Here is a 26506-nt window from a genome sequence, read left to right as displayed (position 1 = left end):
ATCCCCTCGCAGTCTTCTGTAGTTAGATAATTTCGTTCTCCGATAAGCTAACAAGTATTTTCGTCATGTTTGTTTTCGTAATCCTGCCGACAACTTCAAAGCCCTTATCCGTATCCTTTATGACAGGAAGTGCATCTATTTGCTTTTCAATCAAGTGCTTGGCCACATCCATAATGAAATCTTCCTTGCGGCAAACGGTGATGTTCGGCATTCTTGTCATAATAATGTGGACCGGTATAGATGGAAGCTCTTGTTTCCCAATACTTGCTCGAAGAAGGTCTTTCCTTGATAATACGCCTGTTAAAATAGATTGATCGTCCACAACGAATAATGTGCCCACATCCTCTAAAAACATCGTACAAATCGCATCATAAACTGAAACATTCTCATGTATCACAACTGGAATGGATTGAAAATCTTTCACTTGGAGTTTTTTCAGCTTATCTGCTAGAAGCTGCGTGCCAGTTTTTCCTGTAAAAAAGTAGCCGACCCTTGGTCTTGCTTCTAGAAAGCCAGACATTGTTAAAATGGCCAAATCCGGTCTAAGGGTAGCCCTTGTTAAGTTCAGCCGATCGGCGATATGCTCTCCAGTGATCGGACCATTCTCTTTGACAATCTGTAAAATCTGCTCTTGCCGTTTATTTAACTCGATTGTACTCACCACCTTTAAATAGAGAGAGCGAATCTTGACTTTATGTATATCAAATTCATAACTCATCATATTATAGCGCATCTTCGTCCGAATGAAACAAAAATCCACTCAAAACCGTGAATTAAATGAGTAAAAAACGATTGCCCTTCGAAAAAGGCAACCGCTCTTAGGTATTTATTTTACAATTAAATTGTTCATGTTCGCAAATGATTGAATGACTTTTGCTAGTTTGACCATTTGCGCCAAACGATTTCGCTTCAGTTTTTCATCATCGGCGTGAACCATTGTATGATCGAAATAATCAACGATTGGTGCTTTTAATGTATCTAACGCCTCTAGCGCTAAGTTGTACTGTCCTTTTGCCATATGTTCCTTGACAGCTTTCTCCACTTGCTGATACGCCTCAAATAGCTTTTGTTCTTGTTCATTTTCAAACAGCTCAGGCTGAATCTCTGCGTCTTCCCCTTTTTTACTGATTGAAATGACGCGGCCTAATGCCTCAGCCGTTTCTTTGAAGCTTTCTTGTTTCACACGCTCTTCAAGTACAGCTGCTTTTTTCACAACCGCATAAGGCTCAATATTTTCAACATCAAGAACTGCATCGACCACATCATGACGGATATGCTCTGCTTGGAGAACATATTTCAAACGCTGCGTTAAAAATTCAATAAGGGCAGCTTCATGTTCTGTCTCTACTTGAGCCAGTGCTAAAAGTTCTTTGAATGAAATATTCCAATGGCGATCAAGCAGAATTTGGACGATACCGCTCGCTTGTCTTCTTAGTCCATAAGGATCTTGAGAACCCGTTGGAATAACATCTATTGAGAAGAATGAACAAATAGAATCTAGTTTATCCGCTACTGCGACAATTGCACCAATGAGAGTTGACGGCGCGTCGTCGCCGGCAAAACGCGGCATATAGTGTTCGTTGATACTCTTTGCCACTTCTTCATGCTCGCCAAGTGCTCTTGCATATTTCTCACCCATGATTCCTTGCAGTTCTGGGAATTCATAGACCATTTGAGTCACAAGGTCAAACTTAGAAATACTTGCTGCTCTTTTTACGCGCTTAGACGTTTCTTCATCTGCACCGACATGTTCTGCCAGGCGAACGGCAATGTCTGTCACTCTCTTCAGCTTGTCGCCAATCGTGCCAAGCTTCTCATGGAATACCACTTTATCAAGCTTTTTAATATTGTCTTCAATGACGAGCTTTTCGTCTTCTTTATAGAAAAATGCAGCATCTGATAAACGGGCACGCAGGACCTTTTCGTTTCCTCTTGCAACATTTTCAAGGGCCTCACTGTTTCCGTTTCTCACTGTAATGAAGTGCGGCAGTAATTCCCCTTGTTCATTTTTCACAGGGAAATAGCGCTGATGCTCCTTCATTGTCGTGACCAGCACTTCTTCTGGCAATGCCAGAAACTCTTCTTCAAAAGAGCCAGATAGAACGGTCGGGTATTCAACAAGGTCGTTGACTTCTTCTAAAAGCTCAGGATCAACTGGAATGACCCAGCCTTTCTCTGAAGAAAGGGCATTTAGCTGCTCCATAATTTTTTGTTTTCTTTTATCTGAATCAGCAATCACAAACTGGTCAAGTAACGTTTGCTCATAAGAAGCAGGAGAGTCGATGCTGGCTGTCGTACCAAGGAAGCGATGTCCTCTTGTCTTGCGGCCGCTTTTCACGCCTGCAATTTCGACAGGAATGACCTCTTGTCCGAATAAACAAACGAGCCATTTAATGGGACGGATATAGCGTAAATCATTGCTTCCCCATCTCATGTTCTTAGGGAAGCTCAATGAAGCAGCAATATCACCTAACGCTGGTAGAAGGTCTTTGACTTGCTTACCTTCTTGAAACTTTTGGACATGGACATAATCCACACCTTTGATTTCTTTGAAATAAAGATCAGCTGTAGATGCACCTTGTCCGCGGGCAAACCCTTCGGCCGCTTTCGTCCAATTGCCTTCAGCGTCTTGCGCAATCTTTTTAGCTGGCCCCTTCGCTTCTTCTTTGATGTCCTCTTGTTTTTCTGCGACACCTTTGACAAGAACAGCAAGACGTCTTGGTGAATTAAATAACGCCACATCTTCGAATGAAATACGCTGCGTTTCAAACCATGCTTTTACTTTTTCACCTAGCTGCTTTGTGCTTTCTGGCATAAAACGAGCCGGCATCTCTTCTAAGCCGATTTCGAGTAATACATCTTGTTTATTCATGAGAAGCCGCCTCCTCTTTTAACATAGGGAATCCAAGTTTTTCTCGTTCTTCGTAATATGTTTTGGCTACTTTTCTCGCTAACTGACGTACTCTTCCGATATAGCCTGTTCTCTCTGTTACTGATATAGCACCTTTTGCATCAAGTAGGTTGAACGTATGGGAGCATTTGAGCACATAATCGTATGCTGGATGCACAAGCCCTTTGTCCATTTGGCTATGCGCTTCTTTTTCATACGTTGTAAATAAATCGAACAGCATATCCGTATTAGAGGTTTCAAATGTATAAACAGAATGCTCGTATTCAGCCATTAAGAATAAATCTCTTACAGTAAAACCGTCTGTCCATTCAAGGTCAAACACATTTTCTTTGTCCTGGATGTAAGAAGCAAGACGCTCAATACCGTATGTGATTTCAACGGAAACCGGCTTACATTCTAAACCACCGACTTGCTGAAAATACGTAAACTGTGTAATCTCCATGCCATCCAGCCAAACTTCCCAGCCAAGTCCTGCGCAGCCGAGAGATGGATTTTCCCAGTTGTCTTCAACAAAACGAATATCATGTTTCAATGGGTCTATGCCAAGTGCCTTCAATGATTCAAGATACAGTTCTTGAATATTGTCAGGTGACGGCTTAATGATCACTTGAAATTGATGATGCTGATAAAGCCTGTTAGGATTTTCTCCATATCTGCCATCAGCCGGGCGTCTTGAAGGCTCTACATATGCCACCTTCCAAGGCTCTGGCCCGATGCTTCTGAGGAACGTGTATGGACTCATCGTTCCAGCACCTTTTTCTGTGTCATACGCCTGCATTAATACGCAGCCTTCATTTGACCAATGCTTTTGCAGCGTCAAAATCATGTCTTGAATATTCAATGATCGCACCTCCATCTTTTTTACACCATCCGCTATGTATGGCGGGTGGGGATTAGAACCTCTTAAGAGAACACAAAAACTCCCGTCTCTATGCTCACAAGGTTCCTTGCAAACATAGGGACGAGAGTTTTTCCCGCGGTTCCACCCTATTTGCTGGTGTCGTAGCATCCAGCCGCTTTGTTTTACGTTGCTCAAGAATGCCTTTCGTTACGTGTCCATCCTTAGCTTACACCGTCCTAAGGTCGCTTTTATGGATTATACGTAAGTACTTCTTTCTGTCAATGCAACATATTTGATCTTAGATGATCTTACAAAAAGTCATGGGAGATGTCAACTTTTGTTTTCGCCATCCATTAGCTTTCTCATGGATTCCATCTGATTCATGAATTTTTTTGATTTTAAATAAAGGCCTGAATACTCGTCATAGTAGTGATCGAGCACTTGACGTATTTCTTGTTTCGTCTGCGGTTTCACATCAACCTGACCAAGCCTTGATAAATCAAAATAATGAAACAAACGGAGGAGCCTTGCAGCTGCTGGAGATAAGGGCAGTTTATAGGGATCTTTAGAAAAGCAATGCTCACAGATGAATCCGTTATCTCTAATCGAGAAATGGAACTGCCCTTCTTTTTGACCGCAGTGTACACATTGATCAAGCTCAGGCTTCAGCCCTATCACTGATAACATTTTGACCTCTACGATAAATAAAATAATATCAGCATCTGTGCCTTCATTGAGATGGCGCAATGATTGAAGAAGGAGCTCAAACAAGTAAGGGTTGGGCTTCTTTTCATCTGTTCCTTTATCGAGTAATTCTGTCATATATGCGGCATATGCGGTCAGAAATAAATCCTCCCGGATGGCCCGCATGCTTTCGATCATTTCACCTTGCTGGAGCGTTCCAAGTCCTGTTGATGATTGGATCAGGAAGGTACCGTATAAAAACGGCTGGCTTATGGCTGACAGGCGGCTGTTAGCTTTTTTAGCCCCCCTTGCCATCACACCAATTTTCCCATGTTCTCTAGTGAGCAGCGTGACAATTTTGTTTGTTTCGCCATAATCTGTTGTTCTAAGGACGATTCCTTCAGTTTTAATGAGCATTTGTCTACACTCCGAGCGTTGGAGGGGGTCAAGAATTATAAGATTGGAAAATCAAGTCGTGCTACTATTTCTTCTTCAAGTACATCGGGTCTTTCCAGGTTCTCCTTTTCTAACTCTTTGAAAAGCAGATACGTGTCAACGCTTCCTGTTTGTGAAAATACGTTCCATGTAAAATTCAACATAAAAACCCCACCTTTCTTTATTAGAAGCAGCAACGCTACATCCAACATATTAATTTTATCTTGACCCGGCGACCTCCATTTCATGATAAACAATTTTTACTAATCGAACTGCACCATTGTCAGATTTCCCAACAAATACAGCGATGTTTAATATTCGTCTTCTCTAAAACCAAAATCACGAAGGTGAGTGGATTTATTACGCCAGTCCTTCTGAACCTTTACCCAAAGCTCCAAGTACACTTTTGAACCTAGAAGTGCCTCAATGTCTCTGCGCGCTTTTTGTCCCACTTCTTTTAATAAACTGCCGCGTTTTCCAATGACGATCCCTTTTTGCGAATCACGTTCTACGACAATGGTCGCCGCAACATGAATCTTGCCATTTTCATCTGGCTTGATCGATTCAATCGCAACCGCAATACTGTGAGGAATTTCTTCTCTTGTTAAATGCAGCACTTTTTCACGAATTAATTCTGAAATAATAAACCGCTCTGGGTGATCTGTTACTTGATCTGCCGGATAAAATTGAGGGCCCTCTGGAAGATAACCTTCAATCTGCTGAAGGAGCGTGTCAATGTTGTTGCCTTCAAGAGCTGAAATTGGCACGATTTCCTTAAACGGGTAGCGTGTGCGGTATTCATCAATTAAAAGGAACAGTTCATCTGGGTGAATTTGATCAATTTTATTAACGACTAGAAACACCGGTGTAGATGTTTGTTTTAGTCGTTCAATGATGAATTCATCGCCTTTTCCATAGCCTTCCTGCGCGTTGATCATAAACAAGATCAGGTCGACTTCCTTCAGTGTATTTTGAGCCACCCTCATCATAAAATCACCTAGCTTATGCTTAGGTTTATGAATTCCTGGTGTATCAATAAAAATCGTTTGTGACGTGTTGGTTGTCAGGACACCTTGCACTTTGTTTCGTGTCGTTTGGGGCTTATCACTCATAATCGCAATCTTTTGTCCAATCACACGATTAAGGAAGGTTGATTTTCCTACATTTGGTCTGCCAATAATTGATACAAATCCTGATTTGAAGCTTTCGTTAGTCATTTAAATCCTCCGGTGAAAATGCGCCTGGCAATAGTTCGTTTACTGTTGTTTCGTATATATGTCCTTTTAAGTTCGTTAGAATCACTGGCATATCAGGTGCACATAGCTCTGAAATGACCTGTCTGCATGCGCCGCATGGTGAAACTGGCCGATCTGTATCAGCCACTACTGCAAGCATTTGAAAAGATGTGATGCCTTCTGAGTAGGCTTTAAAAAGTGCTGTTCTTTCCGCACAATTACACATACCATATGCCGCATTTTCAATGTTGCAACCGCCATACACTTTTCCGTCATTTGACAATAATGCTGCACCGACTTTGAATTTAGAATAGGGTACATATGCAAAATCTCTTGCTTTGATGGCTTCTGAAATCAACTCTTGTTTGTTCATTCTAGTTCCCACTTTCAGAAGAAATGAACCCCCTGTCACATTTATATTTTACATAATTCACGTGACATTTTCACGCCCATTTCTAAAAATGTTAATAAATAGTAATATTGTTCTATTGCATGATCTTCGGTAAGAAGATCATTAACCCAATCATAACCGAAATTGCGGCGTAAACGCAAACAGCGCCTGCTGCTGCGTCCTTTGCTCTCTCCGCAAGCGGATGCTTTTCTTCTGTGCAAAGATCCACTGCATGTTCAATCGCTGTATTCACAAGTTCTAGCGCAAGCATCCCTCCGCATAATAGCAGAACGATCATCCATTCGTTCGGTTCAATGTGAAACCAAAAGCCGCAAATCACCACGATGATGGCTGCGACTGTGTGAAATCGAAAATTCCGTTCATTCAAGAAAGTTCGCCATATTCCTTTAAATGCATAATAAAAACTCCGAAAAAAACGGACAAGCAGCGTTCGCTTCTTACGATGATCTCGAAAGCCCATAATCATCCAATATTTTTGTCTGTTTGGCGAACATTTCTTTTTCTTCTTCCTCTGTCATATGATCATAACCAAGCAAATGAAGAAAACCATGAATCGTTAAAAATCCAAGCTCTCTCATAAAGGAATGTCCATATTCCTCTGCCTGCTCTTTCGTTCGATCCACACTAATGATAATGTCACCAAGTACCGGCGGGATGTCATCTGCACCAATGATTTCAATTTCCCCTTCGCCTTCTTCCTCAAGTGCAAAGGAAATCACATCCGTTGGCGCATCCTTCCCTCGGTATTCTTTGTTGATTTGATGAATCTCTTCATTCGAAACGATTGAAACTGATACTTCCGCTTGATCTTTTACCCCAAGGGCATCCGCAGCAAATTGAAGAAGTTTTTCCACCTCTTCAAGCTGCTCTTTCGTTACTTGTCCTGTTTCATCTATTAAATCGATTAACAATGTCATTTACTTCACCTTCTGCTTCGGGGCATCTGGATATTCAATCCGAGAGTGGAAAATCCCCTTTAATGTTGTACAAATCGTTTGGCTGATAATATTTAATTCTTTAAATGTCAGATCACATTCACTGAATTGTCCATCCTGCATTTTATCTGAAATAATGCCTTTGACCAGCTTTTCAATCCGCTCTGGGTTTGGATTATGCATCGAGCGAACCGCCGCTTCCACGCTGTCAGCCACAGAAATAATGGCCGCTTCTTTTGATTGCGGTTTTGGACCAGGGTAGCGAAATTCTTCTTCTGTCACCTGATCATCCCGTTCTTTTGCCTTATAGTAGAAGAACTTCAGTAGCGACTTCCCGTGATGCTGTTCTGCAATATCAATCAGTTCCTCTGGAAACTTCTTTTCCCTCAGCATCTCAGCACCATCTGTCGTATGGGCAATAATAATATTTTTACTCAGCTGAGGAGAAAGTTTATCGTGCGGATTATCAATGTTCATTTGATTTTCAATAAAGTATTGCGGTCTTTTCGTTTTTCCAATGTCATGATAATAAGCGCCGACTCTTGCTAAAAGACCGTTTGCTCCGACTGCTTCACAAGCGGCATCCGCTAAATTCGCCACCATGACACTATGATGATATGTACCTGGCGTCTCTGTTAAAATCTTTTTGAGCAGCGGATGATTCGGATTCGATAATTCAATGAGTTTCATTGTCGAAAGAATGCCAAACATGCTCTCAAAAACCGGCATTAAGCCAATGACCAAAATAGCCGATGCAAACCCTGACACAGTTGCCATCACAAGATTCACACTAATTTCAAGCCCTGATGGAGAAGAATTTTGGATCAGCATAATGGATAGAACCACCAGCACATTCACCAATGCTACCAAAAGCCCTGCCTGTAAAATTTTCGATCTCGCATTATGTTTTCTCAAAAATAAAATTCCCGCCATCCCGCTCATGAGATAATAGGCGCAGATGACATAGTTAAAGACGCCGGTTACTCCTTGATTAAACATCATACTGCCGCAAAGAGCAAATACGAGACCGGAGAAGATCGCTAGCCGCTCATTAATGAGCAGTTTGATCAGCATCGTACCTAGCGCCACTGGCACGACATAGCCTATCGTCGTATACTTCGTTTCCTGGAAGAGGCTGAATACTTCCATGATGATTAAAATGATGGTGAAAATAAGCGAAAAAAGCAGTAACGATTTATTCTTATGGACAAGCGACTTTTTCCTCGTTTCAAGTGAGTGAGCAATCGCTGCTAAGAAGAGACCGATTAATATGATAAGACCGCTAATAGGCTTAACCAAATTGGAGCTGTTTAACAGACCAGTCAGTTCTAATTTGCGATAAACTTCACGGTCAATGAGTTCTCCTTCTTCCACTAAAATTTGCCCTTGTTTGATTTGAACCGGCTGAATGCTATCAGCTGCCTCTTGTCTTTTCTTCTCTGTTGCTACTGGGTCAAATACATAGTTAGGAATGATCGCAAATTCACCGATTTCTTTCGCCGCATTTAAATATTTTGACGGAATCGAATTATTTTCAAGCTCTGTTTTCACTTGTTTTTTCTCTTCTTGTAACTTAGCTGCCGTGATCTCTTTACTCATCAATGAATTGACCACTGTGATGATAGAATCCTTCGTAAATGAAAGGTTTTCGTCACTTGCTTGGAGCAGCGCTTTAATAGATTGATCTGAAACAGCTTCCTGCATATCGGTTGTAAGCTTTTCTTTTACACGCTTCACCATTTCTTGATCTGTCGGCGGGTTCTCTTTATCAGCAGCTGCTGCTTTCTTCTCTTCTTTAATCGCTTCAAAGAGGGATGAAATGAGGTCAACACGATTATCAGAATACGCTTTTTTGAGTGTATATTGATCTTCTACTTGATCCGTTGCTTCTTGTTTCTTTTCTTCTGTTGCTTCTTGATCATCAACGGTAGACGGAGAATAGATGGTCTGTTCGCTCACTGAAAACAAATCTAAGTCGAGCGATTCAGGCTTTACATGGAAGAAGAGCACCACAAACAGAATGGCTGCTAAACCAGCGTATAGCAGCACGTTTAAATAACGTGAGCGCTCCATTTTCTGAGGTTCTTTTTTAGACAGCAGTCTTTTGCGCTTACTGTCTTTCTGTTTCTTTCTCAAGGAAAGTACCTCCTTTTTTACTTTAAAACACGATCGAAACAAAATGACCCGATTAAGACGATCGGGTCACTCAGTTCATTTTTGCTTTTCATATGCGCCAATGATCTTCGCCACAAGCGGGTGTCTGACCACATCTGTTTGGTCTAATTCAATGAATGAGATGCCCTTGATCTCTGCAAGCATGTCCCTTGCAGCCGCAAGGCCTGACTGGACGCCCTTTGGCAGATCAATTTGTGTAATATCTCCTGTAATGACCATTTTAGAGCCAAACCCTAATCTCGTCAAAAACATTTTCATTTGGGCTGGCGTTGTATTTTGGGCTTCATCTAAAATGACAAATGCATCATCGAGCGTCCGGCCCCTCATATAGGCGAGAGGTGCTACTTCAATGACACCGCGCTCGATTAATCGTTCCGTATGATCACTGCCAAGCACATCATGCAAAGCATCGTATAACGGTCTTAAATAAGGATCGACTTTTTCCTTTAAATCGCCTGGCAAAAAGCCAAGACTTTCTCCCGCTTCAACAGCTGGTCTTGTCAGGATAATCCGTTTCACATGTCCATTTTTCAGCGCATGTACTGCGTTGACCACTGCCAAATACGTTTTACCTGTACCAGCGGGCCCAATCCCAAAGACGAGATCATCTTTTTTCATTGCCGCAGCATATTCACGCTGGCCGATCGTTTTAACTCTGATCGACTTTCCTTTGGCATTTTTCGTAATTTCATCTTCATACATATTTTCAAAATAATTGAGCTTGTCTTTTTGCGCCATTTTAATGGCATAGACGACATCCCGTTCAGAAATCTCAATGCCTTTACGGATGAGATGTAAGAGAGATGCAATCAAACGACTCGCTGTATCTCTTGATGCTTCCTGACCAGAAACATACACCTTTTCTCCACGAGTAATAATGGAGACATTCAGCTCGTTTTCCATCAGTTTCAGATAAGCATCTTGATTGCCAAATAAAGCAATGGCTTCGTTTGGGCTATCCAATTTTTGTTGAATCTCAAGTAAATGTTCTGTCATTCTCTAGTCTCCCTGAACAATAGGTGTTGGTTGAACAATATCTTCTATTACTTGGTAAAGGATGATTAACTTAACTTTACCATTCCCTGTTGTCTCGTGCAAAACTTTTTCACTTTTTACCTCACCTGTTTGACCTAGCTTCTCTTCTAATTCTTTTTTACCCATTTTAATCCCTGCTTGAACCGCTTCTTTATTTGTGTATGTTCGATTTATTTTTTCACTTTCACGTGTGATTTCCTTTTCATAGGAGAACGGCAGCTGAACATTTAAGAAATGAAGCGGATGAACTTCCGTTTCTGTTTTTGGCTGCTGAAAATCATCTTTTTTAAAGGAGAATCCCCAAAATGGGATGGAACCTCCGAATAAGGAGAGCTTGTGCTTTGTCTTCATTTTACCCGTAAAGACGTCAAAAGATGTTTGAAGAGGGACAGAAACTTCAGAACGGTACCATGTTTCACCATAGATTTTCGCTTTAGCTCCTACCTTTTTTTTCTGATCTTCACTTCCAATCAAACCAGAGACAAGCATCTGCCCTTTTTTCACATGCTCATCGACCTGGGCAAGCGGCTCGCCTTTTTCTACATACATCCTCGTTATGACTGCTTTTTTCTTGGCGACGATGTGCTGAGGACTCGTATATTTCTCCTTTTCCGGCTCATTTTTTTCGACCACTTTCATTTGAAACGTCGTTCCGTTCAATTCAACCCCGACCCATGTAATACTTTGAATGTTGGTCGTCAGTGATTTTTGTATTTTTTCAGGTGTCCCCATAAGAAACTGAAAACGTCCTTTTTGTACCCCAATTTCGTCTAGGTGCTTTCTCATTTGATGTTCTGTCTCTGGATTCGCACCTTTGATCTCAATTTTCCACACCATATTTGAAAGAGCCAATATCGTCACTAGGAAAAAAACCATCCCAAGGGTAAATCCGATATTTCTTCTCGACCATAGGAGAAGAAACGGAAACCCCTTCTTTTGATGAAATGAACATTTCACTTCATGGTGTCTGCGCACTTTTCTAAAGGCATGTACATCTGACAGGCGAATAAATAAGCGCACGCTGTCTTGACGGCGGCTCACTTGAAAAATTGTGATCCCCTGTCTCGTGCACTCATTTATGAGGCGCTCAATGCCGCTTCCTTTCATCTCCACTTCCACTCTGCCAATAAAATAGGCAAACCATTTATTCTTCACGCTTCTCCCCTCCGTCAGTTAAGAATCAATATAACGGACCTCATCGATTTTCCCTTCCAATAAGATCTCTTCTGGCAAAATCGTTTTTATCACAAAGTCTTTTCCTGAAATCATGCATTGACCTTGCTTGAGCATAAGCCTTACCTCTTGATCACTGAAAAGTAAAAGCCCTTTATGGTTCTCTATGTAAATGTGGAGTCTGCCAACCATCGTAATACGGGGTAGATCCATCATGACGTCCGGAGGGATTTCGAGTGTTCTTGTCAGCCATGCTTTAAGTCGATTTTTTCTTTTTCCCATTCAATAAGAACCCCTTCCCACCTCATGTGTATGAGATCAAACTGAAAGATGGTGAGACTGATGAGAAAGCCTCTATATCATCCTATTCCCCAGCGGTTCATATCATGCTAATGAATCCGTAAAACAGCCAGTTCATCATATCGCTTGTGAAAAATGACCATCAGGACACAAAAAACCCCCTTTAGTGAAAGGGGGGTTAGACTGTTGACAGAGGGCTAAAATGAACTTGATTTTAGCCCTTTGTCGTCTTTTCAGCGTGATAGAGAACCTTTGCAGTCTAGGAAGGACGAGCACCTGAGCGCGAGCCTGACAAAGAAAGCAAGGGCTTGTCTACACGCTGAAACCCCTTTAGACAAGGGGCTTTTCTTTCTTTATCTTTGATAAGGCCGTTTCATCGTTCGATGCGGCTTTTTCGCACGCGGCTCTCCAAATACTTCACCAAGGATCATCCCTTGAACTACTGTATCTTGGTTGAGCTTCTCAATGATTTTCGGCTTCACTTCAGCAGATGCTGCCTTTGGCCTTTTAAGCTGCCTTTCAAGCGATTGGAATTCTCGATTCAGCTCGCTTTTTCTTTCTTCCATTTTGGCAAGTGTATCCGTATAGCGGTCTTGTAAGGACTGTGATGTTTTTTTCTTCATCCCGCCATGATCATGTACATCGCCAAAATCGTCTAGCTGGTCCGTCACGACTGGATCTGGACTTGTTTGTTCTGCTTGTCTTTTGGGCATCGGCTTACGCTGAGGAGCAGGCTTGTTTTGCCTGCTTTTTTCCTCATTCTCCTCTTGTTTGCCGATTTTTCCAAAGACCGCAGAGATGATACCGATAATAATCGCGATTAGTAGCGGATTTTCAAATAGAATGTCCAATGGGCTCCCTCCTTAAGGCGTGAGAGGATGCTTATTTGTTTTCATTATCAGATGGACCTTTTGTCATTTTGCCAAATGAATCTCTCATATCTGTATCAGCATCGATATTTTTAATGTTCATGTAGTCCATGACACCGATATTGCCTTCACGTAGTGCTTCAGCCATTGCAAGTGGTACTTCAGCCTCTGCTTCTACTACTTTCGCGCGCATTTCTTCAACTCTCGCACGCATTTCTTGTTCTTGTGCAACAGCCATTGCGCGGCGTTCTTCTGCTTTCGCCTGGGCAATGTTTTTGTCGGCTTCTGCTTGGTCTGTCTGCAGAATTGCCCCGATGTTCTTGCCGATATCCACATCTGCGATATCAATCGAGAGGATTTCAAATGCAGTACCTGAATCTAGTCCTTTACCAAGAACAGTTTGAGAAATCATATCAGGGTTTTCGAGAACCTTTTTATGATTATCTGATGAACCGATTGTAGAGACAATCCCTTCACCTACACGTGCAATAATGGTTTCTTCCCCTGCACCACCGACAAGCCTGTCAATGTTTGCACGAACTGTAATACGTGCTTTTGCTTTTACTTCAATCCCGTCCATCGCAACACCAGAGATAAATGGTGTTTCAATGACCTTAGGGTTTACACTCATTTGTACCGCTTCAAGAACATCACGGCCTGCTAGGTCGATTGCTGCACAGCGTGCAAAGTTCAACTCGATATTCGCACGTTGAGCTGCGATCAGTGCGTTGATAACGCGGTCTACGTTACCACCTGCAAGATAGTGACTCTCTAACTGGTTAATCGTCGCATCAAGACCTGCTTTATGCGCTTTGATCAGCGGGTTCACCACTCGGTTTGGAATCACTCGGCGAAGCCTCATTCCTACAAGTGTAAAAATGCTCACTCTTACGCCAGCCGCTAGGGCAGAAATCCACAGCATCACCGGTACAAAGGTGAAGAAGATCGATAGAACGATCAAACCTGCTGCGATAATCACAAATAATAGTAAAGTAGATGGATCCATTTTATTCCTCCTATAAAATCAGTATATCTATACTTTCCTCACGACAATGCGTGAGCCTTCCGCTTTGATAATTTTTACTTGTTCATCCTTGTCGATAAATGCACCTTCTGACACAACATCAATGCGCTCATCACCGAGTACAATCGTACCAGATGGACGAAGTGCTGTAGCTGTCACTGCGATTTGTCCAACAAGATCTTCTCTTGTTTCATTTGAGACATAACCACTTTCTTTATTGGTTGAATCGGTTAAAATGAACTTTTTGAAAAATTTCATACGTTTCCCCAACACCTTTGTCAATAATATAACTGCTATGATTGAAACAGCAGTGGCAATCAAGATGGAAATCGCCATTTCTGTAAAGCTCCCAGCTGCTAAAAACAAGCTGACAACGACACAGATTAGTCCAATGACACCTACGATTCCCCCTGGCAAAAATAATTCCAAAATAATGAGCACAATCCCAGCTAAAAACAGGAACAACGTCTCATATCCTGCAAAACCTGCCACAAGATGACCATAAAAGAATAGAAGAAGCGCCGTGATCCCCATCGTACCTGGGACCCCAAAGCCGGGAGAATACAGCTCAACAATTAACCCTAAGCTTGCGATGGATAAAAGGATGGGAATGACGATTGGGTGCGTGAAAAAACGCGCAACCTTTTCAGCAAAGCTCACTTCATCGTATTGAACAGAAGCATCTGCTAAGTTCAGCTTCTGAAGCAAGTCATCCAGATTTTTCGCTTCACCTTCTGCATAGCCGAACTGAAGCGCTCGATCTGTATTGAAGGTGAGCAATTCTCCTTTAGGTGCACCGGCTTCTTTTGCGTCTATATCTACATCTGCCATCGCAAGAGCATATTTTGGATCACGCCCCTGCTTCTCAGCAGCATCACTCATTTCAGCAAGCCATAGAGATTCAGACTTTTGATCGGCAGCATTGCCTTCTCCATCAATGATCGCAGCAGCCCCCATCTTTCCGTTTGGGGTCATATAAATTTGATCGGCATTTAGGGCAAGGAAAGCCCCGGCTGAAAGCGCTCTATGATTGACAAACGCTGTCACTGGGATATCGGTCGCACGAATGGTATCTGCGATCTCAAGAGCCGCATCAACTGCACCACCTGGCGTATTGATGTCAAGAATAATATGTTTCGCCCGCTCCGACTTTGCTTGCTCAAATGATCGTTCAATGAATTTAGAAAGTCCTTTTTCTACTGTATCTTCAATTGGGATGACATGAACTTTCTGTTCTGCTGATTTCGCGGTCAATTGAACCCCTAATAACAAGCATATTATAAAACAACTGAAGAGAGCAATAGAAATTTTTATTTTTTTCATCTATGTGGTGATCCCCCCTCTCTTTCTTCCATTTTACCGTTCCTTTACATACGTTACAAATGTATCATAGGTTTCATTTTTATATGACAGAATGATGAGGGCATAAAAAAAGTACCCTTCTAGTGTTAGAAGGATACTTTTTTATTGAGACAGCTGCTCGCTGACAAGTCTGTTAATGACAGCACCATCAGCTTTACCTTTTACCTTTGGCATAATAGCGCTCATGACTTTACCCATATCAGCTTTCGATGAAGCACCTGTTTCAGCAATTGTTTCTTTCACAACCGCCTGTAGTTCTTCTTCAGAAAGCTGTTCAGGTAAATAAACGTCTAAAATGTCAATCTCTTTTTGAACTTTATCTACTAAATCTAAGCGATTAGCTTTCGAAAATTCATGGAGGGAGTCTTTACGTTGCTTAATCTCGCGGGAAAGGACGGTTAGTTCCTCATCGCCGGTCAAACTGTCTTTCTTAAGCTTAATTGCTTCATTTTGGAGCGAAGCCTTTACCATACGAATGACAACAAGCTTGTCTTTCTCACGGTTTTTCATAAAAAGCTTCATATCAGAATTTAATTGCTCAAGAAGACTCATAAAATCCACCCTCTTTAGAATTTACGTTTTCTAGCAGCTTCAGACTTTTTCTTACGCTTTACGCTAGGCTTTTCATAAAATTCACGCTTTCTTGCTTCTTGCAATGTTCCAGTTTTGGATACACTGCGTTTAAAGCGACGAAGAGCATCTTCAAGCGATTCGTTTTTTCTAACGACCGTTTTTGACATTCTCTTTCCCTCCCTCCGAATACACCAATCGACTGCATTAAAAAAAGATATACATGCAAACATGTACCTAGACATTATAATATAAGCCTAGTGTGAGGTCAACTAAGTGATTTGGAAATATATTTTCGTCATGAGCAGGTAGACAAGTCCATATATTCATTCGTAAGAGGAGGACTTTTCTATGATGACGATCATTTATTTTTGTGCACTTATTTTCATTTTTTTATGGTCAATGGGTTTGCTAAGAAAAGGGTTAATGGCGCTCGCATCGTCCCGTATTGAGAAATCACTTCTTCTCTTTACAGATCACCCAGTGAAAGCTTTTTTGGTTAGTATTGTGTTTACAGGGGTTCTTCAAAGCAGTTCGGCGTTTATGGTGATCGTCATCGGCTTTGTGAGTACAGGCATTCTCACGTTTAAAAAATCCATTCCAATGATTCTTGGAACCAATATCGGATCAACGTTTACAACAGAGTTTATCGCCATTAAGATGGACGTGTTCATGTGGGTTTTGATTGCAGCCGGTCTTGTATGTATTATTTTTGGCCGAAGACCCTTTCAGTATGCAGGAAAAAGTCTATTTGGCCTTGGAATGATCTTCTTTTGCATTCAAGGCTTTTCAAAAATTGCAGGTATGATGACCAGCCAGCCAGAAACATTGCGTTTTCTTGAAATGATGCAGCACTCTGACTGGACAGCGCTCCTTTCTGGTACGGTGTTCACAGCCATTGTTCATTCAAGCTCGGTTTGCATTGGCATTTTGATGGGGTTTATGAATGAAGGGACTGTAGCTCTAAAGGAAGGCATCAGCTTTGTGTTAGGGTCGAATATTGGGACATGTATTACCGCTGTGATGGCTGCAATATCTGGCGGCTATGCGGCACGCCAAACTGCCTATGCCCACGTCGTGTTTAATGTGCTTGGGGTTCTATTATGTCTCCCATTTCTCGCCCTTATCACAGAGTTCGTTGCCCTTCTGGCGAGCTCTCCATCACAGCAGATTGCACACTTTAGTCTGCTGTTTAATGTCGCAAGTTCTCTCCTTTTCTTCCCGTTCATCCGTCCTTTTTACGCCCTGATTTTGTTCCTTTTGCCTGCCCGGTCAACATAAAAAAGAAACCGGCTTGCCTAACGGCTGCCGGTTTTTCATCTATTATGAGGTCATTCTGACTTGATCTGTCTGCACGTCATCACTGATGCGGACGAATTGTCCTTCGTTATAAGGATAGCCCGCTTTCGTAATTTTCACTTTCACCAAACGGCCGATCATATCCTCTGTGCCTTCAAATACGACCTTCATGTAGTTATCAGTATAACCTACATAAAGATTGTGCTTTCCGTCTTGTTCTTTGAAGGATTCTTCTGGAATGATTTCTAAGACGTCTCCTTCATAAGCCGACGCATACTCTTTTGCAAGCTGGTCAGATAGCGCGATTAAGCGGTGAACGCGTTCGTTTTTCACATTTTCATCCACTTGATCTTCCATTCTTGCAGCTGGCGTACCTGTACGTTTGCTGTAAGGGAACACGTGAAGTTCAGAGAATTGATGGTCTTTGACAAAATTGTATGTTTCCATAAATTCTTCTTCTGTTTCTCCAGGGAATCCAACGATCACATCTGAAGTGACAGCAAGACCTGGCAGTGCTTTTTTGAGCTTGGTTAAACGCTCTGCAAAGAATTCCATCGTGTATTTACGGCGCATTCTTTTCAGGACCGTATTAGAGCCAGATTGAAGTGGAATGTGCAGGTGTCTGACAATTTTATCTGACTGATCTAGCACTTCAATCACTTCGTCTGTAATTTGACTTGCTTCAATGGACGAAATACGGATTCGTTTTAAACCGGCGACACGTTCGTCTAATTCTTTTAGAAGCTTAGCAAAGTTATAATCCTTTAGATCTTCTCCGTATCCGCCAGTATGAATGCCAGTTAACACAATTTCTTTATAGCCGGCATCTACAAGTTGCTGCGCTTGATTGATGACTTCTTCAGGATCACGAGAACGAAGAAGTCCGCGCGCCCAAGGGATGATGCAGAATGTACAGAAATTGTTGCAGCCTTCTTGGATTTTTAATGAAGCACGCGTTCTGTCCGTAAAGGCAGGAACATCTAGTTCTTCAAACACTCGTGCTTTCATAATATTACCAACCCCATTAATCGGCTGTCTTTCTCTACGGTATTCTTCAATATACCCTAATAATTTATGTCTGTCTTGTGTTCCAACCACAATATCAACACCAGGAATCGCCATGATTTCTGCTGGAGATGTTTGCGCATAACAGCCTGTGACACAAATGACACCATCTGGGTTATGACGGATGGCTCTTCTAATGACTTGGCGGCTTTTCTTATCGCCTGTATTCGTGACGGTACATGTATTAATGACATATACGTCTGCCTTTGATTCATAATCTTTTCTTTCATAGCCAGCTTCTTTAAACAGCTGCCAGATGGCTTCTGTTTCATAGTGATTGACCTTACAGCCAAGTGTATGGAACGCTACTGTTCCCATCATGATTCACCTCTTAATAACTCTGTTTGATAAGATATAGCAGAAAGCGCATATAAAGGAGCTGTTTCTGTTCTTAAAATGCGTGGTCCGAGCCCGCAAATGACTGCACCAATCGCTTCAAGTTCTTCAATCTCCTTTTCTGCTAAACCGCCTTCTGGACCAAAAACCACTAATAAGGTTTGTCCGCCTTTCATCTGTTGGAGCACAGATTGAAATCGGCTTTGCTCTCCTTCTTTCGATGATTCTTCGTATGCAACGACACATTTATCGAATTCACCCGCCAGTTGAATCAGCTCTTTAAACGTTGATACTGGGTGAACATGAGGAATGAGATTTCGGTAGGACTGCTCGGCTGCTTCTTTCGCAATTTTCTCCCAGCGCTCTCGTTTTTTACGCGACTTTTTTTGATCAAGCTTTGTAATCGAACGCGCTGCTTGGAATGGAATAAAAGCACTTGCACCAAGCTCTGTACCTTTTTGGATAATCAGCTCAAGCTTATCTCCTTTTGGGAGACCACTTGCAATCGTCACCCTGACCGGAAGTTCTCTATTCTGATTCGTCCAGTCTTCAAGGTGACAAATGACTTCTTCCTTTGTTATTGTATCAATTTTACTGAGCGCTTCAAAGCCGTCTGTCGTTAAACAAAGGATGTCCTCTCCTGCTTTCATCCGCATGACGTTCGCAAGGTGATGTACATCTTCACCTTTTATGACGATGGCTCCCTTTGTCATCACTTCTTCTTTCGTGAGGTCGATAAAATATCGTTGCATACGTGTCCTGACACCTACTCGCTTTATTTTTTCGCAATGATGCTGACCCAATCTTCCATGGACAGCACTTCAACAATCTCAAAACCTGCTTCTTCTAAAGCCGTCTTGACTTGTAATTTCTTTTGTCCGATGATACCTGATGTAATGAAGTAACCATCTTTCTTCAATAGGTCGTACGCTTGATCTGTAAAGCGCAAGATGACTTCTGCAAGAATGTTGGCAACGATCACATCACGTTCACCTGAAATGCCATCAAGTAAGTTGTTTTGTTTCACCGTTACTTGCTCACTCACACCATTTAATGCAATGTTTTGCTTTGCACTTTCCACTGCAACGGTGTCGAGATCAAATGCATAAATGTCCTTTGCACCAAGCATCGCTGCGGCAACACTTAAAATGCCCGATCCTGTTCCAACATCAATCACGGTATCGTTTTCCTTTACATAGCGTTCCAGCGCCTGAATGCAAAGGACTGTTGTCGGATGTGTACCTGTTCCAAATGCCATACCAGGGTCCATTTCAATAATCAATTCATCAGAATGAACGGGTGTATACTCTTCCCACGTTGGAACGATGGTGAACTTTTCAGAGATTTTCACAGGATGATAGTATTTCTTCCATGCAGTCGCCCAATCTTCCTCGTTTACTTCACAAGTAGACAGCGTGTTTCGTCCAAGGTCGATATCGTATAAAAGAAGATTGTTGATGGCTTCTTTGATCTCATCTACCGTTTCCATCAAAAAGCTATTCATCGGAAGATAGGCTTTCACAATGACTCCTTCGTCAGGATAATCATTCGGATCGAGCTGGTAGATCTCACCGTATACATTTTCACGTTCCTTGACTAAATCAAGCGGGTCCTCAATCACGACACCACTTGCACCTGCTTCATGCAAAATATTGGTGATTGGTTCCACCGCTTCATTTGTTGTATGGACGCTAATTTCTGACCACTTCAATACTACCAACTCCTTATCCGTCTTACTCGCCTTTAAATGCGCGTTTCACCTTATCGAAGAAGCTCATTTCTTGTTCGTCGGGTTTATTTCCGCTCACTTCAGCAAATTTTCTCAAGATATCTTTTTGATTTTCAGTTAAATTCGTCGGTGTAACGACGCGTACAACAATATGCTGATCACCTTGACCATAGCCGCGTACATTTTTTACACCTTTTCCTTTTAGTCTAAACTTTGTACCCGTTTGAGTACCAGCAGGAACTTTTAATTTTACTTTTCCGTGTAATGTCGGCACTTCAATTTCGTCACCTAGTGCGGCCTGCGCAAAGGTGAGCGGCATTTCGCAGTAGATGTCGTCTCCATCACGCTCGAAGAATTCATGCGTCCGTACATGGAACACAACAAATAGATCGCCTGGAGGTCCTCCATTTACACCTGGTTCACCTTGACCAGATACTCTAAGCTGCTGACCATCATCAACACCTGCCGGGATTGTCACGTTAATCTTCTTACGCTTACGTACTTTCCCTGACCCGCCGCATGTTGAACACTTATGATCAATTTGTTTTCCAGTTCCGCTACAGTAGTTACATACTCTGCGGTTGACTACTTTACCAAATGGAGTGGATTGCTCAACATTTAGTTGACCTGATCCGCCGCAATGTGAGCATGTCTTCGCCTCTGTTCCATGTTTTGCACCTGATCCATGACAGGTTTCACACGTTTCTTCACGAGGAATTTCGATCGTTGCTTCTTTTCCAAATGCCGCTTCTTCAAATGAAAGGGTCATTGTATATTGAAGATCCGCTCCTTGACGCGGTGCATTCGGATCTCTTCTTCTGGCTCCGCCGCCAAAAATACTAGAGAAGATATCATCAAAACCACCGAAGCCGCCAAAGTCTCCACCGCCTCCAAAGCCGCCGCCTCCAAAGCCTTGGTTTGGATCGGTATGACCGAACTGGTCATATTGCGCACGTTTTTGGTCGTCAGAAAGGGTTTCATAGGCTTCTTTTACTTCTTTGAATTTCTCATCTGAGCCAGCTTCTTTATTAATATCAGGGTGATACTTTTTTGAAAGCTTGCGGTATGCCTTTTTGATTTCGTCCTTTGAGGCGCTCTTACTCACGCCAAGCACTTCATAGTAATCACGCTTACTCATCTCTTCACACTCCCGATTTTCTCACATAAATACGATTGTATCATTTTGATTTGACCTTTTTCAATTCATTTTCATCGTTGAAAAGAAAAAAGTCAAAGCCAAGAGATCCTGACTTTGACTTTCTGACGAGTACGTTTCAGCAGTCTTATTCAAAAGTAAAGGTGATTATTTTTTCTCTTGATCGTCGTTTACTTCTTCGTATTCTGCATCCACTACATTGTCATCTGCTTTTTTAGCACCTTCAGCGCCTTCTTGCTGAGCTTGTGCTTGTTTTGCAGCTTCTTCATAGAGCTTTGTCGTTAATTCTTGAACGATTGTTTGCAGCTCATCTTTCTTCGCTTTGATGTCTTCTAGCTCGCCTTTTTCAATCGCAGCTTTCAGCGCATCTTTTGCATCATTTGCTTTTTTGACTTGCTCTTCATCGATTTTGCCTTCAAGATCTTTTAATGTTTTTTCTGTCGTAAACACTAATTGATCTGCTTCATTGCGCACTTCGATTTCTTCTTTTTTCTTTGCATCTGCTTCAGCATTTTCTTCTGCTTCTTTGATCATTTTTTCGATCTCTTCATCAGAAAGACCTGAAGAAGATTTGATGGTAATGTTTTGTTCTTTTCCAGTACCCATATCTTTTGCACGTACGTTTACGATACCGTTTTTGTCGATATCAAATGATACTTCGATTTGTGGTACGCCGCGTGGTGCTGGCGGAATATCAGTCAATTGGAAACGACCTAATGTTTTGTTATCAGCTGCCATTGGACGCTCACCTTGCAGGACGTGAATGTCTACAGCTGTTTGGTTGTCAGCAGCAGTTGAGAACACCTGAGATTTACTTGTTGGAATGGTTGTATTCCGTTCAATCAGCTTCGTGAAGACGCCACCCATTGTTTCAATTCCTAGAGAAAGTGGTGTTACGTCAAGAAGGACAACGTCTTTGACATCTCCTGTGATGACTCCACCTTGAATTGCCGCACCAAGTGCAACCACTTCATCAGGGTTTACGCCTTTATGAGGCTCTTTGCCTGTTTCTTTTTTGATCGCTTCTTGTACTGCCGGGATACGAGTTGATCCACCAACAAGGATGACTTTATCAATCTCGCTAGCAGACAGACCAGCATCTTTAAGTGCTTGACGTACAGGTGTCATTGTACGTTCAACTAGTTCAGAAGAAAGCTCTTCGAATTTAGCACGAGTTAACGTTAATTCAAGGTGAAGAGGCCCTGCTTCTCCTGCTGTGATAAATGGCAGTGAAATTTGTGTAGATGATACACCTGAAAGATCTTTTTTCGCTTTTTCAGCAGCATCTTTTAGACGCTGAAGCGCCATTTTATCTTTAGAAAGGTCAATGCCATTCTCTTTTTTGAATTCAGCGACTAGGTGATCAATGATGACTTGGTCAAAATCGTCTCCACCTAGACGGTTGTCCCCAGCAGTTGAGCGTACTTCAAAGACGCCGTCTCCAAGCTCAAGAATTGACACGTCAAATGTACCGCCGCCAAGGTCGTATACAAGAATCGTTTGATCTTCTTCTGTTTTATCTAATCCATAAGCAAGTGCAGCTGCTGTTGGCTCGTTGATGATACGTTCTACTTCAAGACCCGCAATTTTACCAGCATCTTTTGTTGCTTGGCGTTCTGCATCGTTGAAGTAAGCAGGAACTGTGATAACAGCTTTTGTTACTTCTTCGCCAAGATAGGCTTCAGCGTAAGATTTAAGGTGTTGAAGAATGATTGCAGAGATTTCCTGCGGTGTATATTTCTTGCCTTCAACTTCTACTTTATAATCTGTACCCATATGTCTTTTAATAGACATGATCGTGTTCGGGTTTGTAATTGATTGACGTTTTGCTACTTCACCTACTTGGCGCTCTCCATTTTTAAAAGCGACAACAGATGGTGTTGTACGTGCTCCTTCAGCGTTTGCTATCACTTTTGGCTCGCCGCCTTCAAGTACTGCAACACATGAGTTTGTTGTTCCTAAGTCAATCCCAATGATTTTACTCATATTCAATGACCTCCCATTATGTAGTTATTGATTTACTTTTACCATTGATGGACGAATGACTCGGTCTTTGAGTTTATAGCCCTTTTGCAATTCTTCTACAACGATATTTGAATCGTAGTTTTCATCTTCAACTTGCATGACGGCTTGATGAAGGTTTGGATCGAACTCTTTGCCGACAGCTTCAATTGGTTCAACGCCTTCGTTTTTCAGCGCTTCTACCAGCTGGCGGTAAACCATTTTCATCCCTTCTAACAAACTTTTCGTTTGCTCATTGTCTGGATCAATTCCAAGCGCTCTTTCAAAGTTGTCAAGAGCCGGGAGAAGATCACTGACAACATGTTGAGATCGATATTTTTGCACGGTCTCCATTTCAGTTCGAGTACGGCGTTTATAGTTTTCGAAATCTGCTTGAACACGCAGAATTTTGTTTTCTTTTTCATCTAGAAGCTGCTGCAATTCATCAATTTTCTCTTGGAAGGCAGACTGTTCATCATGCTTTACTTCCTCAGTATCTGCTTGAACTGCTTCTTCTTGTGCTTCAACTTCTGCTTCTTGCTCAGGTGTCTGTTTTTCTTCTGACATTGTGTTCACCTCCCTCAAAAGATTCAAGAATACGAAGGGGCTGCGCCCCCGCCTTTTATCACCCTAATCATCATACAAATTGGAAAGTGCGTTTGACAAGTCTTTTGATACATGATGCAAAAGACTGACGACCCGGCCATAATCCATGCGGGTAGGACCGATGACAGCAATGGAGCCAAGTGGTTTTTGATCGATTGAATAAGTTGCCGTGATTAAACTGCAATTCTCCATTGCTTCCAAATTGTTTTCTGAACCGATTTTAATGGTGATTCCTTGCTCATTTGGATGAAACAGCTGCATGACATCATTCTTCTGTTCAATCAGCATCATGAGTGAACGAATGCGGTCAATGTCATGAAATTCTGGCTGATTCAACATATTAATCTTCCCGCCAAAGAATAGTTTTGATTCATTTTGCGTTGAAGTAAATGTGCTTTCAAGCGCATCTAAAATATGATCATAGTTTTTTAAATGCGTACGAAGCAGCATCACCACTTCTTTATACATCCTGTCCTTCAGCTGATCCATCGGAACCCCTGCTAGGCGGCTGTTTAAAATATTCATCAGCTTCTCGATATCTGAGACGTCAAGATGCTCAGAGAAGGTAATGGTTTTGTTTTCAACATGTCCGCTGTCTGTAATCATAATCGCCACAGCTTTGTTAGGCTGGACGGGGACAAGCTGAATTTGCTTTAATCGATTTTCACTTAGCTTTGGACCAAGCACGATCGATGTGTAGTTTGTGAGATCTGATAAAATTTCCGCCGATTTTTGAACTGTTTTTTCCAGCTCAAAAATTTTCTCCTGAAACACTGACTGGATGAGCACAAGCTCTTTAGGTGACAGCTTTCGCGGAGAGAGCAAATGATCTACATAATAACGATATCCTTTTTCGGAAGGAATTCTTCCTGATGAAGAATGGGTCTTTTCAATAAAACCAAGTTCCTCCAAATCAGCCATTTCGTTTCTAATCGTCGCAGAGCTGAATGTGATGTCTTCCTTTTTAGAAAGCGTTCTTGATCCAACTGGCTGCGCCGAACGAATAAAGTCATTAATGATGACTTGCAGAATCAAAAGCTGACGATTTGTTAACATCATCATCACCCCTGTTAGCACTCTCTTTCAACGAGTGCTAATTGTATAAACAAAATTACCAAACTCAAATTAAAATGTCAATTATAACTCACCGAGAAACGCTTGAAAAACTTCATTTCCTAATAATTTTCCTTTTCTTGTTAAACGAATGCCCATTTCATCCTGTTCAATGAGCCCTTTTTCTGCTAATTCTTCAAGAACAGAGGAAAAGAGCGTTTCTGGAGTGTCTCCATATTTTGCTTGGAAATGAGCGCTTTTCACGCCTTCAATTTTCCGTAAACCTAAAAACATTTCTTCTTCGATCTGTTCTGCTTTTGTGACTTGATGTGTTTCTTTATATGGGAAGCCTGTTTGTTCAATCAGTTCCAAATAATGTTTCACTGGTCCAGCGTTCACATTACGGACGCCATCTACATAGCCGTGCGCTCCTGCACCAAAACCGAAGTAATCATCATTGCTCCAATAGGTGAGGTTATGCTGACTTTCAAAGCCCGGTTTGGCGTAATTGCTAATTTCATATTGTTTGAGCCCGTGACGCTCCATTTCATCCATGACCAGCTCGTACATTTCAGCCTCACGTTCTTGCGGAGGTAAATGCAGTTTCCCTTTTTGCATCAGATTGTAAAAAACCGTCTTCGGCTCGACAATCAGTGAATAGACAGAATAGTGCTCTGCACCTAATGAAAAAGCCGTCTCAAGTGAATTCATGACATGATGTTTTTCTTGATGAGGCAAACCGAACATGAGGTCGAGACTAATGTTGTCAAATCCAACCGCTCTTGCTCGTTCGAAAGACGTGAGGACATCTTTCTTTTGATGAACCCGTCCGATTTTTTTGAGCAGATCGTCTTCAAATGTTTGTACACCAAAGCTCAACCGATTGACACCTGCTGATTTTAGCACATGCAGTTTCTCAAGCGATAGTTCGTCTGGGTTTGCTTCTACTGCAAATTCGATCAGGTTTTTAGTCGGTTTTAATACGCGGTGAATGCTGTCCATAAGCTGATCTAGCTGGCTGATTGTCAGTGATGTCGGAGTTCCTCCGCCAATAAAGATCGTTTTAAGTTCTTGCTCTCCTTTTTGATCGATCGTGTGCTGCATCTCTTTTTCAAGTGCGGCTAAGTATTCATCGACCGGCTGGGTTTTAATGAAAAATTTATTGAAATCACAATAGTGACAAATATGCTCACAAAATGGAATGTGAATGTAAGCTGCTTTCATTTGATGACACCTTCTTTACAGGTAAAGAGCCGCAGTTTATCGCTGCGGCACCTTTGTTTGTTTTCGACTATAAACG

At 41.9% G+C, this 26506-nt stretch carries 27 protein-coding genes and 1 other annotated feature; of the genes, 1 reads left to right on the top strand and 26 read right to left on the bottom strand.

Annotation, left to right across the window (positions count from 1 at the left end; translation table 11 throughout):
* Window positions 1-22: 22 nt before the first annotated feature.
* The 18 genes from ccpN to rpsU form a co-directional block, all read right to left on the bottom strand.
* Window positions 23-661 (bottom strand): transcriptional regulator CcpN, encoded by a 639-nt coding sequence (ccpN, locus tag BA1_RS04710; RefSeq protein ID WP_008356272.1) that lies wholly within the window; start codon window positions 659-661, stop codon window positions 23-25.
* 165 nt (window positions 662-826) lie between these two features.
* On the bottom strand, window positions 827-2872 hold the full coding sequence (gene glyS / locus BA1_RS04705) for a glycine--tRNA ligase subunit beta (protein ID WP_008356270.1): 2046 nt from the start codon (window positions 2870-2872) through the stop codon (window positions 827-829).
* Window positions 2865-3752, bottom strand: coding sequence for a glycine--tRNA ligase subunit alpha (glyQ, locus tag BA1_RS04700; protein WP_003217487.1), 888 nt, complete (start codon window positions 3750-3752; stop codon window positions 2865-2867). The genes glyS and glyQ overlap by 8 nt, the downstream gene beginning before the upstream one ends.
* Window positions 3753-3865: 113 nt before the next feature.
* Window positions 3866-4043, bottom strand: a binding site (T-box leader).
* A 39-nt stretch (window positions 4044-4082) separates the two neighbouring features.
* A complete protein-coding gene (gene recO, locus BA1_RS04695) occupies window positions 4083-4853 on the bottom strand; it encodes a DNA repair protein RecO (protein WP_008356268.1) in 771 nt (256 codons plus the stop codon).
* Between the two features lie 35 nt (window positions 4854-4888).
* Window positions 4889-5035 (bottom strand): YqzL family protein, encoded by a 147-nt coding sequence (locus BA1_RS18525; RefSeq protein ID WP_008356266.1) that lies wholly within the window; start codon window positions 5033-5035, stop codon window positions 4889-4891.
* 147 nt (window positions 5036-5182) lie between these two features.
* Window positions 5183-6088, bottom strand: a complete 906-nt coding sequence (gene era / locus BA1_RS04690; RefSeq protein ID WP_007501305.1) for a GTPase Era — start codon at window positions 6086-6088, stop codon at window positions 5183-5185.
* The gene (locus BA1_RS04685) at window positions 6081-6479 is read right to left on the bottom strand and encodes a cytidine deaminase (protein WP_008356263.1); all 399 of its coding nucleotides are present in this window, start codon (window positions 6477-6479) and stop codon (window positions 6081-6083) included. Before BA1_RS04685 ends, era begins: the two co-directional genes overlap by 8 nt.
* A 112-nt stretch (window positions 6480-6591) precedes the next feature.
* The gene (locus tag BA1_RS04680) at window positions 6592-6978 is read right to left on the bottom strand and encodes a diacylglycerol kinase family protein (RefSeq protein ID WP_008356261.1); all 387 of its coding nucleotides are present in this window, start codon (window positions 6976-6978) and stop codon (window positions 6592-6594) included.
* Entirely contained in the window at window positions 6956-7435 is a 480-nt protein-coding gene (gene ybeY, locus BA1_RS04675) for an rRNA maturation RNase YbeY (protein WP_008356260.1), read from the bottom strand. The genes BA1_RS04680 and ybeY overlap by 23 nt, the downstream gene beginning before the upstream one ends.
* Window positions 7436-9550 (bottom strand): HD family phosphohydrolase, encoded by a 2115-nt coding sequence (locus BA1_RS04670; RefSeq protein WP_406566827.1) that lies wholly within the window; start codon window positions 9548-9550, stop codon window positions 7436-7438. It lies immediately after the preceding gene.
* Between the two features lie 114 nt (window positions 9551-9664).
* Window positions 9665-10624 (bottom strand): PhoH family protein, encoded by a 960-nt coding sequence (locus tag BA1_RS04665; protein WP_008356254.1) that lies wholly within the window; start codon window positions 10622-10624, stop codon window positions 9665-9667.
* A 3-nt stretch (window positions 10625-10627) separates the two neighbouring features.
* A complete protein-coding gene (gene yqfD, locus BA1_RS04660; protein WP_008356253.1) occupies window positions 10628-11818 on the bottom strand; it encodes a sporulation protein YqfD in 1191 nt (396 codons plus the stop codon).
* 18 nt (window positions 11819-11836) lie between these two features.
* Window positions 11837-12118: a sporulation protein YqfC gene (gene yqfC / locus BA1_RS04655; protein ID WP_008356251.1), complete on the bottom strand. Its 282-nt coding sequence runs from the start codon at window positions 12116-12118 to the stop codon at window positions 11837-11839.
* Between the two features lie 371 nt (window positions 12119-12489).
* A complete protein-coding gene (locus BA1_RS04650) occupies window positions 12490-12987 on the bottom strand; it encodes a hypothetical protein (protein WP_008356249.1) in 498 nt (165 codons plus the stop codon).
* 31 nt (window positions 12988-13018) lie between these two features.
* Complete coding sequence (gene floA / locus BA1_RS04645) at window positions 13019-14011, bottom strand: flotillin-like protein FloA (RefSeq protein ID WP_008356247.1); 993 nt, start codon at window positions 14009-14011, stop codon at window positions 13019-13021.
* Window positions 14012-14038: 27 nt separating this feature from the next.
* The gene (locus BA1_RS04640; RefSeq protein ID WP_008356245.1) at window positions 14039-15352 is read right to left on the bottom strand and encodes an NfeD family protein; all 1314 of its coding nucleotides are present in this window, start codon (window positions 15350-15352) and stop codon (window positions 14039-14041) included.
* Between the two features lie 141 nt (window positions 15353-15493).
* On the bottom strand, window positions 15494-15943 hold the full coding sequence (locus tag BA1_RS04635) for a GatB/YqeY domain-containing protein (protein WP_008356243.1): 450 nt from the start codon (window positions 15941-15943) through the stop codon (window positions 15494-15496).
* Window positions 15944-15957: 14 nt separating this feature from the next.
* A complete protein-coding gene (gene rpsU, locus BA1_RS04630) occupies window positions 15958-16131 on the bottom strand; it encodes a 30S ribosomal protein S21 (RefSeq protein WP_003152957.1) in 174 nt (57 codons plus the stop codon).
* Window positions 16132-16312: 181 nt separating this feature from the next.
* Between rpsU and BA1_RS04625 the strand changes: the two genes are divergently transcribed.
* A complete protein-coding gene (locus BA1_RS04625; protein WP_008356241.1) occupies window positions 16313-17242 on the top strand; it encodes a Na/Pi symporter in 930 nt (309 codons plus the stop codon).
* Window positions 17243-17284: 42 nt separating this feature from the next.
* Here the strand turns inward: BA1_RS04625 and mtaB are convergent, their stop codons facing one another.
* The 8 genes from mtaB to hemW all read right to left on the bottom strand — a co-directional run bounded on the left by mtaB (window position 17285) and on the right by hemW (window position 26430).
* On the bottom strand, window positions 17285-18643 hold the full coding sequence (mtaB, locus tag BA1_RS04620; RefSeq protein WP_008356240.1) for a tRNA (N(6)-L-threonylcarbamoyladenosine(37)-C(2))-methylthiotransferase MtaB: 1359 nt from the start codon (window positions 18641-18643) through the stop codon (window positions 17285-17287).
* Entirely contained in the window at window positions 18643-19413 is a 771-nt protein-coding gene (locus BA1_RS04615; RefSeq protein WP_008356238.1) for a 16S rRNA (uracil(1498)-N(3))-methyltransferase, read from the bottom strand. The genes mtaB and BA1_RS04615 overlap by 1 nt, the downstream gene beginning before the upstream one ends.
* A gap of 23 nt (window positions 19414-19436) precedes the next feature.
* Window positions 19437-20372, bottom strand: a complete 936-nt coding sequence (gene prmA, locus BA1_RS04610) for a 50S ribosomal protein L11 methyltransferase (RefSeq protein WP_008356237.1) — start codon at window positions 20370-20372, stop codon at window positions 19437-19439.
* A gap of 22 nt (window positions 20373-20394) precedes the next feature.
* Entirely contained in the window at window positions 20395-21528 is a 1134-nt protein-coding gene (dnaJ, locus tag BA1_RS04605) for a molecular chaperone DnaJ (RefSeq protein WP_008356235.1), read from the bottom strand.
* 165 nt (window positions 21529-21693) lie between these two features.
* Window positions 21694-23532 carry a molecular chaperone DnaK gene (dnaK, locus tag BA1_RS04600; RefSeq protein WP_008356233.1) on the bottom strand — a complete coding sequence of 613 codons (1839 nt, stop codon included), beginning with the start codon at window positions 23530-23532 and terminating at the stop codon, window positions 21694-21696.
* Between the two features lie 24 nt (window positions 23533-23556).
* Window positions 23557-24114: a nucleotide exchange factor GrpE gene (grpE, locus tag BA1_RS04595; protein ID WP_008356231.1), complete on the bottom strand. Its 558-nt coding sequence runs from the start codon at window positions 24112-24114 to the stop codon at window positions 23557-23559.
* Between the two features lie 63 nt (window positions 24115-24177).
* Window positions 24178-25209: a heat-inducible transcriptional repressor HrcA gene (hrcA, locus tag BA1_RS04590; protein ID WP_008356229.1), complete on the bottom strand. Its 1032-nt coding sequence runs from the start codon at window positions 25207-25209 to the stop codon at window positions 24178-24180.
* A gap of 81 nt (window positions 25210-25290) precedes the next feature.
* On the bottom strand, window positions 25291-26430 hold the full coding sequence (gene hemW / locus BA1_RS04585) for a radical SAM family heme chaperone HemW (protein WP_008356227.1): 1140 nt from the start codon (window positions 26428-26430) through the stop codon (window positions 25291-25293).
* Between the last annotated feature and the right edge of the window lie 76 nt (window positions 26431-26506).

The sequence above is a fragment of the Bacillus xiamenensis genome, from assembly GCF_000300535.1.
Taxonomy (GTDB): domain Bacteria; phylum Bacillota; class Bacilli; order Bacillales; family Bacillaceae; genus Bacillus; species Bacillus xiamenensis.
Note: the sequence above shows the minus strand (reverse complement) of the source record. Positions and strands in the feature narration are given on the sequence as shown.

What these genes read in the sequence shown, in the direction of transcription:
- BA1_RS04665 (WP_008356254.1), bottom strand. Translation starts at nt 10,624, where the DNA reads ATGACAGAACATTTACTTGAGATTCAACAAAAATTGGATAGCCCAAAC.
- BA1_RS18525 (WP_008356266.1), bottom strand. Translation starts at nt 5,035, where the DNA reads ATGTTGAATTTTACATGGAACGTATTTTCACAAACAGGAAGCGTTGAC.
- floA (WP_008356247.1), bottom strand. Translation starts at nt 14,011, where the DNA reads ATGGATCCATCTACTTTACTATTATTTGTGATTATCGCAGCAGGTTTG.
- hemW (WP_008356227.1), bottom strand. Translation starts at nt 26,430, where the DNA reads ATGAAAGCAGCTTACATTCACATTCCATTTTGTGAGCATATTTGTCAC.
- rpsU (WP_003152957.1), bottom strand. Translation starts at nt 16,131, where the DNA reads ATGTCAAAAACGGTCGTTAGAAAAAACGAATCGCTTGAAGATGCTCTT.
- era (WP_007501305.1), bottom strand. Translation starts at nt 6,088, where the DNA reads ATGACTAACGAAAGCTTCAAATCAGGATTTGTATCAATTATTGGCAGA.
- BA1_RS04640 (WP_008356245.1), bottom strand. Translation starts at nt 15,352, where the DNA reads ATGAAAAAAATAAAAATTTCTATTGCTCTCTTCAGTTGTTTTATAATA.
- dnaK (WP_008356233.1), bottom strand. Translation starts at nt 23,532, where the DNA reads ATGAGTAAAATCATTGGGATTGACTTAGGAACAACAAACTCATGTGTT.
- BA1_RS04680 (WP_008356261.1), bottom strand. Translation starts at nt 6,978, where the DNA reads ATGGGCTTTCGAGATCATCGTAAGAAGCGAACGCTGCTTGTCCGTTTT.
- hrcA (WP_008356229.1), bottom strand. Translation starts at nt 25,209, where the DNA reads ATGTTAACAAATCGTCAGCTTTTGATTCTGCAAGTCATCATTAATGAC.
- BA1_RS04625 (WP_008356241.1), top strand. Translation starts at nt 16,313, where the DNA reads ATGATGACGATCATTTATTTTTGTGCACTTATTTTCATTTTTTTATGG.
- BA1_RS04685 (WP_008356263.1), bottom strand. Translation starts at nt 6,479, where the DNA reads ATGAACAAACAAGAGTTGATTTCAGAAGCCATCAAAGCAAGAGATTTT.
- BA1_RS04615 (WP_008356238.1), bottom strand. Translation starts at nt 19,413, where the DNA reads ATGCAACGATATTTTATCGACCTCACGAAAGAAGAAGTGATGACAAAG.
- glyS (WP_008356270.1), bottom strand. Translation starts at nt 2,872, where the DNA reads ATGAATAAACAAGATGTATTACTCGAAATCGGCTTAGAAGAGATGCCG.
- BA1_RS04635 (WP_008356243.1), bottom strand. Translation starts at nt 15,943, where the DNA reads ATGAGTCTTCTTGAGCAATTAAATTCTGATATGAAGCTTTTTATGAAA.
- dnaJ (WP_008356235.1), bottom strand. Translation starts at nt 21,528, where the DNA reads ATGAGTAAGCGTGATTACTATGAAGTGCTTGGCGTGAGTAAGAGCGCC.
- ybeY (WP_008356260.1), bottom strand. Translation starts at nt 7,435, where the DNA reads ATGACATTGTTAATCGATTTAATAGATGAAACAGGACAAGTAACGAAA.
- grpE (WP_008356231.1), bottom strand. Translation starts at nt 24,114, where the DNA reads ATGTCAGAAGAAAAACAGACACCTGAGCAAGAAGCAGAAGTTGAAGCA.
- recO (WP_008356268.1), bottom strand. Translation starts at nt 4,853, where the DNA reads ATGCTCATTAAAACTGAAGGAATCGTCCTTAGAACAACAGATTATGGC.
- mtaB (WP_008356240.1), bottom strand. Translation starts at nt 18,643, where the DNA reads ATGGGAACAGTAGCGTTCCATACACTTGGCTGTAAGGTCAATCACTAT.
- yqfC (WP_008356251.1), bottom strand. Translation starts at nt 12,118, where the DNA reads ATGGGAAAAAGAAAAAATCGACTTAAAGCATGGCTGACAAGAACACTC.